At 61.1% G+C, this 16178-nt stretch carries 13 protein-coding genes; 9 read left to right on the top strand and 4 right to left on the bottom strand.

What is annotated here, in order from left to right:
• Positions 1-549 precede the first annotated feature (549 nt).
• Positions 550-1971 carry an ArnT family glycosyltransferase gene (locus ACM5SV_RS23300; protein WP_222016312.1) on the top strand — a complete coding sequence of 474 codons (1422 nt, stop codon included), beginning with the start codon at positions 550-552 and terminating at the stop codon, positions 1969-1971.
• An 81-nt stretch (positions 1972-2052) separates the two neighbouring features.
• Here ACM5SV_RS23300 and ACM5SV_RS23295 read toward each other — a convergent pair whose 3' ends face one another.
• A complete protein-coding gene (locus ACM5SV_RS23295) occupies positions 2053-2352 on the bottom strand; it encodes a helix-turn-helix transcriptional regulator (protein WP_012756041.1) in 300 nt (99 codons plus the stop codon).
• 34 nt (positions 2353-2386) lie between these two features.
• Between ACM5SV_RS23295 and ybaL the strand changes: the two genes are divergently transcribed.
• The 4 genes from ybaL (at position 2387) to ACM5SV_RS23275 (ending at position 8147) form a co-directional block, all read left to right on the top strand.
• Positions 2387-4207, top strand: a complete 1821-nt coding sequence (ybaL, locus tag ACM5SV_RS23290; protein ID WP_012756040.1) for a YbaL family putative K(+) efflux transporter — start codon at positions 2387-2389, stop codon at positions 4205-4207.
• Positions 4208-4261: 54 nt separating this feature from the next.
• The gene (locus tag ACM5SV_RS23285; protein ID WP_222016313.1) at positions 4262-4642 is read left to right on the top strand and encodes a hypothetical protein; all 381 of its coding nucleotides are present in this window, start codon (positions 4262-4264) and stop codon (positions 4640-4642) included.
• 83 nt (positions 4643-4725) lie between these two features.
• Positions 4726-7272: a protein translocase subunit SecD gene (gene secD, locus ACM5SV_RS23280; protein ID WP_012756038.1), complete on the top strand. Its 2547-nt coding sequence runs from the start codon at positions 4726-4728 to the stop codon at positions 7270-7272.
• A gap of 158 nt (positions 7273-7430) precedes the next feature.
• Positions 7431-8147, top strand: a complete 717-nt coding sequence (locus ACM5SV_RS23275) for a sensor histidine kinase (protein ID WP_012756037.1) — start codon at positions 7431-7433, stop codon at positions 8145-8147.
• A gap of 3 nt (positions 8148-8150) precedes the next feature.
• Here ACM5SV_RS23275 and ACM5SV_RS23270 read toward each other — a convergent pair whose 3' ends face one another.
• The 3 genes from ACM5SV_RS23270 to ACM5SV_RS23260 all read right to left on the bottom strand — a co-directional run bounded on the left by ACM5SV_RS23270 (position 8151) and on the right by ACM5SV_RS23260 (position 10181).
• A complete protein-coding gene (locus tag ACM5SV_RS23270; RefSeq protein ID WP_003556461.1) occupies positions 8151-8588 on the bottom strand; it encodes a response regulator in 438 nt (145 codons plus the stop codon).
• Between the two features lie 30 nt (positions 8589-8618).
• A complete protein-coding gene (locus tag ACM5SV_RS23265) occupies positions 8619-9323 on the bottom strand; it encodes a helix-turn-helix transcriptional regulator (RefSeq protein ID WP_012756036.1) in 705 nt (234 codons plus the stop codon).
• A 480-nt stretch (positions 9324-9803) separates the two neighbouring features.
• Positions 9804-10181, bottom strand: a complete 378-nt coding sequence (locus tag ACM5SV_RS23260) for a response regulator (protein WP_012756035.1) — start codon at positions 10179-10181, stop codon at positions 9804-9806.
• Positions 10182-10209: 28 nt separating this feature from the next.
• Between ACM5SV_RS23260 and ACM5SV_RS23255 the strand changes: the two genes are divergently transcribed.
• Genes ACM5SV_RS23255 through ACM5SV_RS23240 form a run of 4 tightly spaced genes read left to right on the top strand, consistent with a single transcriptional unit; the run spans position 10210 to position 16169 of the window.
• Positions 10210-12516: a sensor histidine kinase gene (locus ACM5SV_RS23255; protein WP_017992927.1), complete on the top strand. Its 2307-nt coding sequence runs from the start codon at positions 10210-10212 to the stop codon at positions 12514-12516.
• Positions 12503-12928, top strand: coding sequence for a response regulator (locus ACM5SV_RS23250; protein ID WP_003545468.1), 426 nt, complete (start codon positions 12503-12505; stop codon positions 12926-12928). The genes ACM5SV_RS23255 and ACM5SV_RS23250 overlap by 14 nt, the downstream gene beginning before the upstream one ends.
• A gap of 4 nt (positions 12929-12932) precedes the next feature.
• On the top strand, positions 12933-14528 hold the full coding sequence (locus ACM5SV_RS23245) for a response regulator (protein ID WP_113548232.1): 1596 nt from the start codon (positions 12933-12935) through the stop codon (positions 14526-14528).
• A gap of 21 nt (positions 14529-14549) precedes the next feature.
• Entirely contained in the window at positions 14550-16169 is a 1620-nt protein-coding gene (locus ACM5SV_RS23240; protein ID WP_222016314.1) for a VOC family protein, read from the top strand.
• Positions 16170-16178 lie beyond the last annotated feature (9 nt).

The following is a 16178-nucleotide window of genomic DNA, read 5'->3' as shown; positions in this document are numbered from 1 at the left end:
TAATAAGCCTTTCGGAGGACAGGCTTTTCAGCAATTCAAGGCAGTTCGCAGCAAATACTGTTGCGGAGTTGCATGGCTGCTACAAGGCACACGCAAGCTCCGTGTTATATGCCGGTCGATAACCAAGACATGACGTCGACAAGGACAGAGCAATGATTGTTCTCGGATTGGGTGCCTGCTTGATTGCAATGACGCTGCTTGCAGCCGTCGCTCGCCTCGATTCCATCGCCGCAAACCGCGACATCCGCGCCCTTCGGGTGTTCTAAGCGCGTCGCAATCTTTCAGATACCTCCTTGCGCTTTAGCTCTTTGTTTTACGCATGTCGTTGTCGCAAAACCGCTGCACAGTCTTGCGCGACATGCTTTAGAGCGCCGTGCGTCCTTTCGGACGCACAAAGGACGCTCTAACACTTTGAATCTACGCATCGTGCTTTCCGAAAATCGGAATCGATTTTCGGGCCGATGCGCTAGACCCACCCTTCCCCGTTGGCAGTCCGGCACCTTTGGTGTATCGCACTCGCGCCTTTCATGTCAGCGGAACTATCGGTTCATGTCCCCCAGATCTGGTCTCCTCATCGTTCTTGGCTTCACGCTCTGGCGCGTCGTCATGCTCAATTTCGATACGACGGACCTTTTCGTCGACGAGGCGCAGTACTGGTTCTGGTCGCAAAACCTCGACCTCGGCTATTATTCCAAGCCGCCGATGATTGCGTGGGTGATCCGGGCGATGACCGAGCTTTCCGGCTCCAACGCCATCTATTGGATCAGGCTGCTCGGACCGCTGATCCACATGGCGGCGGCACTGGTGCTGATGAAGACGGCAAAACGTTTCGTCGGGCCGGAGATCGAAGGCTGGACGGGCGCCACCTATATCACCCTCCCGGGCGTTGCGCTGTCTTCGGTGTTCTTCTCGACCGACGTGATCCTGCTGTTCTTCATCGCGATCGCGCTGCTTGCCTATTTCGGCTTGACGCAGCGGCGCTCGGTCGGGTTGGCGCTCGTCATGGGCCTTGGCGTCGGCCTCGCCTTCTTGACGAAATATGCCGTGCTGTTCGTCGTTCCGGGCGGCGCGATTGCCCTCCTCCTCATTCCGGCGGCGCGCATCGCCATCCGGGATTTCATCATCGCGGTCGCGGTCGCGGCGATCGTCGCCTTGCCGAACCTCTGGTGGAACCTGCAGCACGACAACACGACGGTGCGCCATACCCAGGACATCGCCCATTGGAGCGAACTCGGCATCAATCTCCGTCGCGGGCTTGAATTCTTCTCCGCCCAATTCGGCGTCGTCGGGCCGATCATCTTCTTCGCGATGCTCTGGGCGGTCTATCGCATGATCAAGGGCAGGAGCGACGACCGCGAGAAAATGCTGGTCTGGCTGTCGATGCCGGTGGTGGTTCTCATCACGCTACAGGCAACGGTCGCCAAGGCCTACGCCAACTGGGCGGTGACCGCCTATGTCGCCGGCACCATCCTTGCCGTCTGGCTGCTTCACCTGAAGTGGCCGAAGGGGCTCAGGCTGTCGCTGACCATCAACGGCATCGCCAGCCTGCTCTTTCCGCTGGCGACGATCTTTCCGCATCAGTTGCTGCTGCCGAACGGCGACGCGCTGATGAAGCGCTATCTCGGCCGCGCCGAGGTCAGCCGCGAGGCCGCCGCACTCGCAGCTCAGGCCGGCACCGACATCATCGTCACCGACAATCGCGATATGGTCGCCGATCTTTTCTATACGCTGCGCGATGCATCCTACAGGATCTATGCGCGGGCGCCGGCGGGCCTTCCGGAGAGCTATTACGAGCAGGAATTCGCTCTGCCCGCCGACATCACCGGCAAGGTGCTTTTCCTGACGGACGGGGCCTTCACCTGCGCCACCGAGACGCCCGAGGTGCTGAAGAACTGGCAGCCGACGGAGGGCAACTACAAGGGTAAGACACTTTCCATCTACAAGGTCTCTGCCGCCTGCCTGGCACCCTGAGCGTGTTCAGTCTGCCCGATGACAGCACCAAGCCTCTTTTCAGAGGCGCAACGCAGTAACACTTTGAATTGCTGCATCATTTTATGCAGTCGGCAGGTAAACGCCGGTGCCTGCCCCTTGGATCTCCACGAATTTGACGCCGCCTTCCTCGAAGGCGAGGCGCAGTTGCGCTTCCGTCGCGCGGTGGATGTCGTGGTGCCGGCCCTCATAGTCGCGGATGGTGCTGCGCGAGACGGCAGCCCTGTCGGCAAGATCGGTTTGAGTCCAGTCGAGCAGGCCGCGCGCCGCGCGGCAGAGAGCGGGAGTGAGAATTGTTTCTCTTGCGCCTTGACCCATGATTTCAAGTTGCCCATATTGGTCGATATAGACCATATATGTCATATTACAATCGGGATTTCCAGATCGGGAGACAACAATGCCACACGATACGCCCTTGATTTCGACAATCGTCGGCGGCCTCGTGCTGGCTTTCATCTTCGGCGCCTTCGCCCATCGGCTGCGGATGCCGCCGCTCGTCGGTTATCTGATCGCCGGCGTGCTCGTCGGGCCACATACGCCAGGTTATGTGGCAGATCAGAACCTTGCGCCGGAGCTGGCCGAAATCGGCGTCATCCTGCTGATGTTCGGCGTCGGGCTGCATTTTTCCCTGAAAGACCTGCTGTCGGTGCGCGGCATCGCCGTGCCCGGCGCGATCGTGCAGATCGCTTTTGCGACATTGCTCGGCTGGGGGCTCGGCGCCTTCATGGGCTGGCCGACCGGCGGCAGCCTGGTTTTCGGCCTAGCGCTTTCGGTCGCCTCCACCGTCGTGCTCTTGAAGGCGCTGCAGGAGCGGCGCCTGGTCGAGACCGAGCGCGGCAGGATCGCCGTCGGCTGGCTGATCGTCGAGGATCTCGCCATGGTGCTGGCGCTGGTGCTGATCCCGGCCGCAGCCAGCATCGGCGGTGAGGGGCACGCTCCCGTCGAGCCGCTCTCAGCCGCGCTCAGCCGCCTGTTCGGCCTCGATCTCGGCATCGGCGGCATGATCGCCATGACGCTGGTGAAGGTGGCGCTGTTCGTGGCGCTGATGCTGGTCTTCGGCCGCAAGCTCATTCCCTGGACGATGCATCGCATCGCCCATACCGGTTCGCGCGAGCTTTTCCGGCTCGGCGTGCTGGCGATCGCGCTCGGTGTCGCTTTCGGAGCGGCGAAGCTCTTCGGCGTGTCGCTGGCGCTCGGCGCCTTCTTTGCCGGCATGGTGCTTGCCGAAAGCGAGCTCAGCCATCGCGCCGCACAGGAAAGCCTGCCGCTGCGCGACGCCTTCGCCGTGCTGTTCTTCGTCTCGGTCGGCATGCTGTTCGATCCGAACATCCTGATCGACAAGCCGCTGCCGATCCTCGCCACCATCTTCATCATCGTCATCGGCAAGTCCGTCGCCGCGCTCCTGATCGTGCTCGCCTTCAAGAAGCCGCTCAGTACGGCGCTGACGATTTCGGCCAGCCTCGGCCAGATCGGCGAATTCTCCTTCATCCTCGCCGCCCTCGGCGTCGAACTGGGGCTGCTGCCGGAGGAAGGCCGCGATCTGATCCTTGCCGGCGCCATCATCTCGATCATCCTCAATCCGCTACTGTTCTTCCTCTGCGACCGCATGCGGCCGCTGCTGGATGGTGCAAAGCGCGAAGACGTCGCGGCAGACCCTGCTCCCGCTGCAGATGCAATAGCAGCGCCGGAGGAGATACCGCCCGAAGATGACGAGGTGCACCCGACCGCTCTCCGCGGCCACGCCATTCTCGTCGGCTACGGGCGGGTTGGCAGCATCGTCGGACAGAATCTCAAGTCGTCAGCCACACCTTTTCTGGTCATCGAGGATTCTGACAAGCGCATCGGCGAGCTGAAGGCGCAGGGCATCGAAACTCTGGCGGGCAATGCGGTGATGCGGGAAACGCTCGACCTAGCCAATCTTTCCGGCGCCCGCAGCATTGCGATCGCCATCCCCAACGCCTTCGAGGCCTGCCGCATCGCCGAGCAGGCACGCAGCGTCAATCCATCGATCCTCATCGTCGCCCGAGCCCATTCCGACGCCGAAGTCGATGAGCTGAAGCAATATGGCGCCGACACCGTCATCATGGGCGAGCGTGAAATTGCGCTTGGCATGGTTGACCGGCTCGCCCAAGTGCATCATGAGAGTGTGCCCTATGAAGACAGCCATGGGCCTGATACAATTGCCCCGACGGATGACCCCCCGCCGGAAAGAGAATGAGAGATTGGCGCGCTTTTGAGCCGATACGGGAGTGACATCGCCGGGACGGAGAAGATGGAGCTGGAACAGCACCGTCTGACGAGCCGTATCGCCGCTTCCGTCCTCGTCGCCGTCCTTGCCTATCTTGGCCTGCTTTTCGGCGGCAATCTGGTGATCTCGCCGGCGGCGGCCGCCAATACGCTTTCCTCTTCCGGTCGAGATCCTCAGCCGCCGCAGCTGACTGCGCGCGATACCGTGCGTGGGCTGCTTGCCACGGAGCGCAAGCTTGTGCCGAAGCAGACGGCACATGACGGCGGATCGCCTGCCCTTGCCGCCGCTCCGACCCTTAACTTCGCCGGCTGGAATATATCAGCGGCTTTTCCGGTATTTGAAGCTTCGCTTCACGCCGCAGTCTCCAGGACCCATCAGCCGCGCGCACCGCCGGTCGCTGCCTGACGCTCGCGCCGATCGGCGCTTCCGACCATTGACGACATGCCGCCAGCGCCCGAGCGCCGGCCCTCGATATCAAGGAATACAACATGCGTACTTCACGATGGCTGGTGATCACCTATTCGGTGATCATCCTACTCGGCCTATTGATCGCCCTGCCGAACGTCCTGCCGCAATCCGTCCTCCAGCGCGTGCCGGCCTGGCTGCCGCATGAGCAGGTGTCGCTCGGCCTCGACCTTCGCGGCGGTTCGCACCTCGTTCTGGAAGTCGACGAAGCCGACCTGACCAAGGAGCGGCTGCAATCGCTGCTTCAGGACGCGCGCCGTGTGCTGCGCGAAAAGGGCATTCAGCCGAAGGCCGTGGTCCGCAGCCAGAACCAGATCGTCGTGACGCTTGCCGATGCCGCGCAGAGCGATGCTGCCGTCACCGAACTCAAGACGCTTGCCAACCCGATCAGCACCGGCCTCAGCGCCGGCCAGGCCGATCTGGCCGTCACTGCGAACGGCGCCACCATCACCGTCGGCTTCTCGCCGGCCGGCATCTCCGCCAATGTCGACAATGCCGTCCAGCAGAGCCTCGAAGTCATCCGCCAGCGCGTCGACCAGGTCGGCGTCTCCGAGCCGACCATCCAGCGCATCGGCGCCAACCGCGTGCTCGTCCAGCTTCCGGGCGCGCAGGATCCGTCACGCCTGCGCGAACTTCTCGGCTCCACCGCCAAAATGTCGTTCCACATGCTGTCGCCGAACAATGCGCCCGGACCCGGCGTGACCATGCTGAAGGACGACGAAGGCCGGTCCTTTCCGGTCCTCGACCGCGTCGAAATCTCCGGCGACCGCCTTTCGGATGCCCGCGTCAGCTTCGACCCGAACACGCATGAGCCGATCGTCAGCTTCAGATTCGACAGCGCCGGCGCCAGCCGCTTTGCCGAGATCACCCGCCAGAACGTCGGCAATCCCTTCGCCATCGTCCTCGACGACAAGGTGCTGAGCGCGCCTGTTATCCGCGAGCCGATTACCGGCGGTTCCGGTCAGATCTCCGGCAGTTTCTCGGCCGATAGCGCCACGACGCTGGCCGCCATGCTGCGCGCTGGCGCCCTGCCCGCCAAGCTGACGGTCATCGAAGAGCGCACCGTCGGCGCCGACCTCGGAGCCGACGCCATCAAGATGGGCATTTATTCCGGCATCGTCGGCTTTGTGCTCGTCGCCGTCTTCATCTTCGTACTCTATGGCACCTGGGGCTTCCTGGCGAATATCGCGCTGTTGATCCACACGATCCTGACCTTCTCGGCGCTAACGCTGGTTGGTGCGACGCTGACGCTGCCGGGCATTGCCGGTGTCGTTCTCGGCATCGGCCTTGCGGTCGACGCCAACGTTCTCATCAACGAGCGCATCCGCGAAGAAACGCGCAAGGGCAAGAGCGCCTTCGCCGCCATCGATACCGGTTTCCGCCGTGCCTATTCGACCATTATCGACGGCAACATGACGGCCCTGATCGCTGCGGCCATCCTGTTCTTTTTCGGCTCCGGACCGGTTCGCGGCTTTGCCGTGACCATGGCGCTCGGCCTGATCATCTCGATGTTCACATCGGTCGCCTTCGTGCGTGTGGCGATGATCGAGATCACCCGCCGCAGCAAGCTCAAGGTGCTGAACATCCGGCCGCTGATCCCGTTCAGCCCCTATGACAAGCACATCCAGTTCATGAAGGCGCGCTTCTTCGGCATCACCGTTTCAGCGCTGCTTTCGATCGCCTCCATCGTGCTCTTCATTCATCCGGGCCTCAACTACGGCGTCGATTTCCGCGGCGGCATCCAGATGGCCGTCAAGACCACCGGCCCGGCCGACCTCGGGACGTTCCGTGAAGGCCTGAACACGCTTGGTCTCGGCGAAATCTCGCTGCAGTCCTTCGGCGACAAGAACAGCATTCTCGTTCGCGCTCAACGGCAGGAAGGCGGCGAAGAGGCACAGACGGCAGCGGTGACCAAGCTGAAGGCAGAAGTCACCAAGATCGATCCAACCGCCACCATCGAAGGCACCGACGTCATCGGCCCGAAGGTCAGCGGCGAGCTTGCCTGGGCCGGTATCCTGTCGGTGGTGATCGCGAGCTTCGCGATGCTCATCTACATCTGGGTGCGGTTCGAATGGCCGTTTGCCGTCGGCGCCATCGTCACGTTGGTGCTCGACGTCACAAAGGCGATCGGCTTCTTCGCGATCACCGGTCTCGACTTCAATCTGACGGCCATCGCCGCCATTCTGACGCTTGTAGGTTATTCGGTGAACGACAAGGTCGTCGTCTATGACCGCATGCGCGAAAACATGCGGCTCTACAAGTCGATGCCGCTGCGCGAGATTATCGACAAGTCGATCAACGAGACCCTGGCGCGAAGCCTTTACACCAATGCGACGGCCTTCCTCGCGCTGGTGCCGATGGCGATCTGGGGCGGTAGTGCTGTGTCGAGCTTCGCGATCCCGATGGTCTTCGGCATTCTCGTGGCCGGCGCCTCTTCGATCTTCATCGCGGCACCGATCCTGCTCTTCCTTGGCGACTGGCGCCGCCGCCATGCCAAGGCATCGGCAACCGATGCGGCAGTCGAGATCATTCCGCCGGAACAGGGTCGTCCGCGCAAGTCCGCGAGCTAAAATCCCGTTGACGCATCCTTGATAGGGCGCCGGTTGCACAGCCGGCGCCCTCTTTCTAGTGTCGGCTACTGCATTATGTGCCAATTCAAGGTGTTACAGCGTCCTTCGTACGTCTGAAAGGACGCGCGCGCTGTAATTGAGATCGGGGAAGCCGCCAGATGTCATCCAACCCGACAAGACCGCCGGAAACCACCGTTGCCGGAGACAGCGAGGAGCGCATCAAGCGTTTTCTCGCGACTGCCTCGCACGACCTGCAATCACCGCTCCGCCATATCGCCATGTATGCCGAGCTGCTGCTCGACGATCTCGAGGAGACGCTCGACGGCGAACAGCTTCAGAGCCTCCGGATGATCATGGAAAAGGCGCAGACGGCGCAGCGCCTCACCAAGGCATTGATGAGCCTTGCCGCTGGCACACCTCAGGTGACGCCTGAAGAGGTCGATCTGCAGGCGCTCGCCGAAAATGTCTGGGGCGAACTGACCGACGAGACGGCGGTCGGCGCAGCGACGCTTGAAAGCGACGGCCTGCCCTCGATCCGTACCGACCCTGCCCTCCTCGGTCTGGTGCTGCGGCACCTTTTGACCAATGCCCTCACCTACCGCGGGGAAGCGCCGCCGCATGTGGCCATTGCCGCGGAGCGCGAGCGGACGGACTGGTTCATCCGGATTTCCGACAATGGGACAGGCATCGATCCGGCTTATCGAGAGCGGATATTCGAGCCGTTCTGGAAATTGCCGAAGGCGGGAGCGGTCCCGGGCGCCGGTCTCGGATTGACCACGGCGCGTGAGTTTCTGGCGGCGCTTGGCGGCGATATCAGCCTCGAACGTTCGGATGAAAGCGGCAGTCGCTTCATCATCCGCCTTCCCATCGCTTGATGGTTAGATACTATAATCGTCCTTCCAGAAATCCGGGACGTCATAGGTCACATATTCGCGGATGATGTGCTGTAGCGTCTGGGCATCGATTTCGTCCTTGCCGATGCGGAAATCGACGCCGTAATCCGGGAATTCCTGGAAATAGCCGCCCGATATATCGGTCGAGACGACGCCGATCGGGCCGGTGTAGCCGATGCCACGCAGCTCCGGCACCGTCTCGCGGAAATCGGCATTGGGCAGAAGGCGATTGTCGAGCAGGATGAGATCGAAGCGCGCCAAGCGGATCTTTTCCAGCGCGTCACCGATCGATGGCGAATATTCAACCTCGACTGCCGGCTCGGAGAGATCGGCGATCTTCTTCTTGAGCGCGCGGAATTCGATAAATTCGTCGTCGACAAAGAGAACCTTTACGGCGTTCCTCCGGCCCGTTTCGGTGATCATCGTCTCATTTCCCCAATCCCGAAACCAACTTCACGAAACCAAACCATTCCTCAAGGCGATCGCCACCATATGAACGCGGTTGACAGCGTCGAGTTTGCGCGCGGCCGCGGTGATGTGCGAATTGACCGTATGTTCGGAGAGACCGAGAATGATGGCGATTTCCGCCGACGTCTTACCTTCGCTCGTCCATTTGACGATTTCCGATTCGCGCTGCGTCAGCCGTCCGGACATTTCCGGCGTCAGGATTTCCTCGTAGAGCTTGTCGAAAATGCGCATGGCGTCGAGAAGTATGTCGGCGATCTCACTCTGATCCGGCTCCTGACGCTCGCCGCTGAGCACGAGGCAATATCGCCGCCCTTCCGGCGTAAACAGCGGGATGAAGAGAAAGACGCCGCTCAGGAATTCGTTGAAAACCAGATCGGACGGATAAACTTCCGGCTGTGCGCTCCTGCCATGGACCGGCGTTGCCAGGAACTGGGCGGTCTTTGCCCGGACGGTGCCCAGCGCTTCCTTCAACGTCGTGATGAAAAGGCCGACACGCCGCTCGGCGACATTGGTGATGACGACATCACGTTCACCGAAAGGGGCCGAAGCCTCGGAAATGCGGGCCAGCGCAAAATTGTCGAAGTTGTAATGCTGCGCCGCCGATTTCAGCAGACGGAAAAAATCGGTGCGGTTGATCGCCCGGCTCAGCTCCGGTCCGGCATGAAAGGGAATTGCCGGGGCATTGTTCATTCCCACTCTTCCTCTCCTCCCGCCAATGCCTCTAATCCCGAAATCTTGGGATATACGTCTTAAACGCGAAGAGCTACAAAAATTGCGAGACGGTTGATGAGAGATATCGAAAACGGGGACTTTCGATATGTAAGGCGGAAATCATCAATTATCTCAACGACAGGTGATGCACGGGCAGATTTTACTGAGGGGCAGTAGTTCTTACCTGGGTATCGTATTCTTCCTGCATTCAACATCCATGAATGCGAGAAGGCAGTGCCAGACGTAAGCGCGAGAGAGCCGATAGACCCATTCAGCTAAGGGGTTGGCTGATGTTCGTGGCGGCGAACGCGGGTTGATCGGTTCTCTCAGCGCTTATTTCGCGTTCCATATTCTTCGCTTCGGTTGCATCTTGTGATGCGTCCTCGACCTTGTCAATTGCGGTTTGTCAGATGGCTTGGACGAATGAGAGGAAACAGGGCTTGCGGCTTTCGACGTTTTCTACATCTCAAGATTGAGAATGATCTTGGCAAGGTCAAGTGGCTTTTCCAGATAGACATCGGCGCCGGCATCGAGTGAGCGGGCGCGGTCCTCGGCAGCATCCGATCCGCTGCAGATAGCAAGTCGCATCGCCTTGAAACGATCATCCAGGCGCAACCGCGTGATCAGGCCAATGCCGCTATCGAGCGGCATGTAGAGATCGGCGACCAGAAGATCGGGCGAGGTCTTGCCTTCTGCCGCGCGCGTCTCCAGCGCCTCAAGCGCGGTCTCGGCTGTGGAGAAACAGAATAGATCGATGTCTATCTGCTGCTTTCTGCTCATATAGTCGAGATAGAAGAGGTCATCCTTGCTGTCGTCGACATAAAATAGGGTGGTCATCTAGCACCGTAATTTGGATATTGTTCGAATGAACCTCGCTGTCCTTCGACATCACCATATCGCGGTTCCACTAAAATTCGATATACCTCATCGCAAATCATTTCGCAAAAAGCGCGGCACCGCCCTGCCTTGGCTATTGAGTATTCCTCGATTTCGGAAAAGATGGCCGCGCAAACCGAAGGAGGACACAGGGGTGCAGGATCAGGGCAACGTGGACCTGCAGGACCAGCCAAGACAGCACTACCGAGCCTTTGCGATTGCCGTCGGCTGCCTGATGTTGCTTCTCGGCGCGACGGCGCTTACCGGCTGGCTGCTGCAGGCCGAGATTGTCATCTCGCTGGTTCCCGGCTTTCCGTCGATGGCTTTCAACACCGCGCTCTGCTTTGTGCTTTCCGGCGCAGGGCTGGCCGCCTCGACGCTGGCCGCCCGCCGTTTTCGAATAATGGCAGCGATCACGATGGGGCTTGCGGCGGCGATCGCCGCGGCCCGCCTCGTCGAAATCGTCACGATCGGGCGGAGTTTTCACAATGTCGACGTGCTGATCTCGCGCTTTCTGGTTTCGCCGGATTTCCTCGCCGAGATCGGCGGCGGCATGGGGCCGAACACGGCATTGGTCTTCCTGATTGCCAATCTTTCGCTGCTGCTCTCGCTCCAGGTGGAGAAGTCGAGAAGCCAGGTGGTGCAGGAATTGACGAGCTATGTCGTTATCACGCTCGGCATGATCGCGCTGGCCAGCTATGTCACCGATGCCGAACAGGGCTACCGCTGGGGCCCCTATGCGGCGATGGCGCTGCACACGGCGGCCGGCATGGTAATCTTCGGCTCGGGGCTTCTCGCCCGCTCCTGGTGGATGCAGCCGGCAAACCGGGCACAGATCCCGCTCTGGATCCCGGCTGCGGTCTGCTTCACCGGTCTTCTCGTCGATCTCTATACGCCGCTGGGTGTCGCCAACGGCATTCTCTACGTACCGCTGGTGCTGACGGCGCTCTGGTTCGGCAACCGGAACGCGCCGCTTTTCTTCGCCTTTGCCTGCACCGTGCTCCTGATGCTCGGCTTCTTCGCCGTCAAGCACAACGAGGCGGCGTTCTGGCAGGAAATCGCCAACCGTGCCATCACGGCTGCCACGCTTTGGCTGATCGCGATCCTCGTCTTCTATTTCATGCGCAACAACTATAACCTCGAAACCGAGCGCGTCCGCTTCGGCGCGCTGGTGCGCGGCACGCCCGATGCCGTCGTCGTCATCGACGAGCGTGGAACGATCAGGAATTTCAATCCGGCGGCTGAAAGCATGTTCGGTTACTCCCCGCAGGAGACGATCGGCAAGAACATCAAGATGCTGATGCCCGAACCCTACCATTCCGAGCATGACGGCTATCTCGCCCACTACCGGCAGACTGGCGACGAGCGCATCATCGGCACGACGCGCATGGTCTCCGGACGACGCAAGAACGGCATCGTCTTTCCGATCGACGTTTCCATCAGCGCCGTCGTCACCGGCCATACGAAGACCTTCGTCGGTATCGTGCGCGACATCAGCGAGCGCGTCCGGCAGGAAGAACGGATGAAAACGACGCTTTCCCAGCTTGAGGCCTATACGGCCGAACTCGAGCGCAGCAACCACGACCTCGATGAATTCGCCTATATCGCCTCGCATGATCTCAAGGAACCGCTGCGCGGCCTGCACAACCACTCCCGCTTCCTGTTGGAAGATTATGAAGACAAGCTCGATGCGGACGGCGTGCGCCGGCTGAACCGGCTCGTGCGTCTCAGCCAGCGCATGGAGAAACTCGTCAACGAGCTTCTTTATTTCTCCCGGCTCGGACGCCAGCAGCTGGCGGTCAAACGCACCGATATCGGCCTGATCGTCAAGGATGTCGTCGCGACGATGGAGTTGCTGCTCGAGGAACGACACGCCAAGGTCATCATCGACGGCCGGCTGCCGGAGGTGGTCTGCGACGCGACGCGGCTGACTGAAGTGTTCCGCAATCTCATCACCAACGCGATCAAATACAACGACAAGCCGGCGCCGCTCGTCTCGATCGGCTATCTTGACCGGTTCGTCGGCAAGGACGGCACGGTTGCCCGCAACGTGTTTTTCGTTAAGGATAACGGCAAGGGCATTCCGCGGGAATTCCACGAGGATATTTTCCGCATTTTCAAACGGCTGGAAAAGTCGCAGGATTCCGACGACGGGACCGGAGCAGGCCTCACCTTCGTTCGCAAGATCATCGCCCGGCACAATGGCGATATCTGGCTGGAATCCGAGGTCGGCACCGGCACGACATTCTACTTCACTCTGGGAAAAAAGCGCGAGGGGCAGAATGCAGCAGCGTGATACGCAACCGATCCTGATCGTCGAGGACAGCGAAGACGATTTCGAAGCGACGATGCGCGCCTTCAAACGCACCAATCTGCGCAACTCGATCCGCTGGGCGGCCTCCGGTCAGGAAGCGCTCGACATGCTCGCCGAGATGGTGCCGAAACCGGGGCTGATCCTGCTTGACCTCAACATGCCGGGTCTTGACGGCCGCAAGACGCTGGAGGCGATCAAGTCGAACGCCGGCTGGCGCAAGATCCCGGTGGTCATCCTCACGACCTCCGACGACGAACGCGATATCGAAGGCTGCTACGCGCTCGGCGCCAATACCTATGTGCAGAAGCCGGTGGATCTCGACGGGCTCTTTGCCGCGATCCAGCGGCTGAAGGAATACTGGTTCGAAATCGCGATCCTGCCACTCGAGGACTGACAGATTGGCGGAACACTGCTCTATTCTCATCATCGACGACAACATCGACGATCTCGAGGTCTATCGCCGCATATTGGGCCGCGTTTCCAGCACTGCCTATACCGTCGTGGAGGCGGAGACGGGCGAAGAGGGCCGTGCGCTGAATGGCCGGAAACGGCCGGACTGCATCCTGCTCGACTATTCGCTGCCTGGGCGCGACGGGCTCGGCGTTCTTGCCGATATCCTGGAGGATGATCCCGCCGCCAACGTCATCATGCTGACCGGCCAGGGCAGTGAGACCGTGGCCGTCGAGGTGATGAAGAGCGGGGCACGCGACTATCTGACAAAGGATTCGCTTTCGCCCGAGACGCTGCATCGTTGCATTCAGAACGCCATCATGCACGGCATGCTGGAGGCGAAACTGGAGCAGAAGCGGCAGTCGCTGGAGATTTTCACCCGCGCCATGGCCCATGATCTGAAGGAGCCGCTCCGGACGATCAAATCCTTCAGCCGCATCCTGCACGGTTCTGCGGCGCTGCCGGCCGAAGACCGGGAATTGCTCGATTACGTGCTCAGCGCGGCCGACCATATGGAAGACCTGATCGTCAAGGTCTCGGGCTTCACCAAGCTCGAGGCCTCCGGCGGACTGGAGCTCAGGCCGGTCTCGCTCTCTGATGTGCTCGACCAGGTGGAGGACAATCTGCGCCAGCAGACCGAAAGCCGTGGAGCCGTCATCATCCGCGGGGCGCTGCCGGAGGTCATGGGCGATGCGACGCTGCTGACCCAGCTCCTGCAGAACCTGGTGTCGAACGCCATCCGCTATTGCGAGCAGAAGGTTCCGGAGATCAGCATCACAGGCGAAGCGCAGGGCGATACCTGCCGCCTCACGGTGCGTGACAACGGGCCCGGCATCGACCCCGAGCACCGCGAACTGATCTTCCAGCCGTTCAAGCGTCTCGTCGGCCGTGGCATCGAAGGCACCGGGCTCGGCCTTGCCATCTGCCGCCGCATCGCGCAGATGCATGGCGGCTCGATCTGGTGCGAGGCAGAAAATGGGCCGGGCGCCACCTTCATTCTCGAAGTGCCGCTCGCCGAGGCGAGGCCCGTGCCATCAGCCGCATCGGCCGTGCCGCACAGCACAAGGCCGGCGGAGCAGCAAGCCGAAGGTTCGGGCAGGCTTGCCGAAGTGCTGCTGGTGGAAGACAGCCCGGCCGACATTCAACTTCTGAAGATCAAGCTGATGCGGAGGGAGAAGGTGAACTTCAACCTGCATGTCGCCACCAACGGGCGCGAGGCGATGCGGCTGCTCGAAGAACGCGCCGGCATTGCCGATCTGCCGCAGATCGACCTCATGCTGCTCGACATCAACATGCCGATCATGGACGGCTTCGAGGTGCTGCATGCGCTTTCAGCCGACGTGCGCCTCAAGCAAATTCCCGTCTGCATCCTCAGCACATCAAGCGACGAGAGCGACATGCGGCGGGCCAGAAATCTCGGTGCGCGCGCCTATATGGTCAAGCCGCCGACCCTGCAGCAACTAGAAGAGGCACTCGAAGATGTCGAGCATTTGGAGTTGTTGCAGCGCGGCGATTCGCTTGCGCTTTGTGCGGAACAAAACTAAGCGATCGTCATTGGCAACGGTATGACCTTCGCAGCTCTCATACTCGCGCTCCTGACGACGCCGCTTCAATCAGGACTGCTCTCGATGGTATCAGGTATACATCACGTCACGGCCGTCACCCGAAAGGTGCAGGCGAACGTGGACTTTTACGCGGGATTTCTCGGCATGCGGCTCGTCAAGCAGACAGCCGGTTACGAGGACGCGACGCAGCTTCATCTCTTCTATGGCGATGCAGAGGGGACGCCGGGTTCGCTGCTGACCTTCCTCGCCTGGGAAGATGGTGCGCCCGGCCGGGCCGGCTATGGCCAGATCAGCGAAATATCGCTGTCGATCAACCCCACCAGCATCGGCTACTGGCTGACGCGTGCCATGAGCTTCGGCCTCAGCTCCGAGGGACCGGCCGACGAATTCGGCGAGCCTGTCCTACGGCTGAAGGACCCTGACAACATCATCCTCAAGCTCGCCGGCGCAAAGAGCCTGGTATCGCCGGCCGCCTGGGACGGCGCCTCGATCCCGGTCGAGCATGCCATCCAGCGGGTGCGCGGCGCAACCATGCTGACGGAGAAGCCCACCGAAAGCCGCAGCTTCCTCGAGAGCCATTTCGGTTACCGCTTCCAGGCCAGCCGCGGCACGATCGACAGGCTGGCGTCGCAATCCGGCGACATTATCGACGTGCGCGATGCGCGCGGCTTCTGGTCCGGCGCGCCAGGCACCGGGACGGTCGATCACGTCGCCTTCCGCGCCGCCGACGAGGAGACGCTGCTTGTCGTTCGCAAGGCTCTGGAGGCGACTGACGCATCGCCGACCAACATGCATGACCGTAAATATTTCCGCTCGCTCTATGCCCGCGAGCCCGGCGGTACGCTGGTGGAGCTCGCCACCGACAAGCCCGGCATGACCGTGGACGAAGAGCAGGCCGCCCTCGGGGGGAAGCTGTTCGCACCGCCCGAAGCCATCACCAATCTTCACGACCTGAAGGTGATGCTGCCGCAATTTTCGATGCCCGGCCAGCCGCGTGTCAATTATCGCGAGCTGCCATTCGTCCACCGTTTCTATACGCCCCCCGATCCCGACGGCAGCGTCTTCGTGCTGTTGCACGGCTCCGGCGGCAACGAGACGACGCTGATGCCCCTGTTGAACAAAGCGGCGCCGCGGGCGACGCTGCTCGGCGTGCGCGGCCGGGCGACGGAGGAAGGTTTTCCGCGCTGGTACAAGCGCATTACGCCCTTCTCCTTCGACCAGAACGACATCAAGACCGAGGCGGAGGCCTTCGCGGCCTTTATCGAGGGCGCCGTCAAATCCTACGGGCTCGATCCTCAGAAGGTCGTCTATGTCGGTTATTCCAATGGCGCCAACCTTTTAAACTCGCTGCTCTACCTACACCCGCACCTGGTTCACAAGGCCGTGCTGCTGCGTTCCATGCCTGTGCTCAGCGATTATCCGCATGCCGATCTGAAAGGCACGGACCTGCTCGTCATCAGCGGCAAGACGGATGCCTATGGCAAATATGCGAGCGAGTTGGAAGGGAGGCTGAAGAGTTCGGGCGCCACCGTCGATTCCGACGTCATCCCCGGCGGCCACGATCTCGGCGATGCCGACATTCCGATCATCCAGAAATGGCTGCTGCAGGAAAACCGCTGATCTGCCGCG

It is taken from the genome of Rhizobium sp. CRRU65, assembly GCF_048551595.1.
Taxonomy (GTDB): Bacteria; Pseudomonadota; Alphaproteobacteria; order Rhizobiales; family Rhizobiaceae; genus Rhizobium; species Rhizobium leguminosarum_J.
The sequence above is the reverse complement of the archived record's forward strand: the minus strand, read 5'-3'. Positions and strand labels throughout refer to the sequence as shown.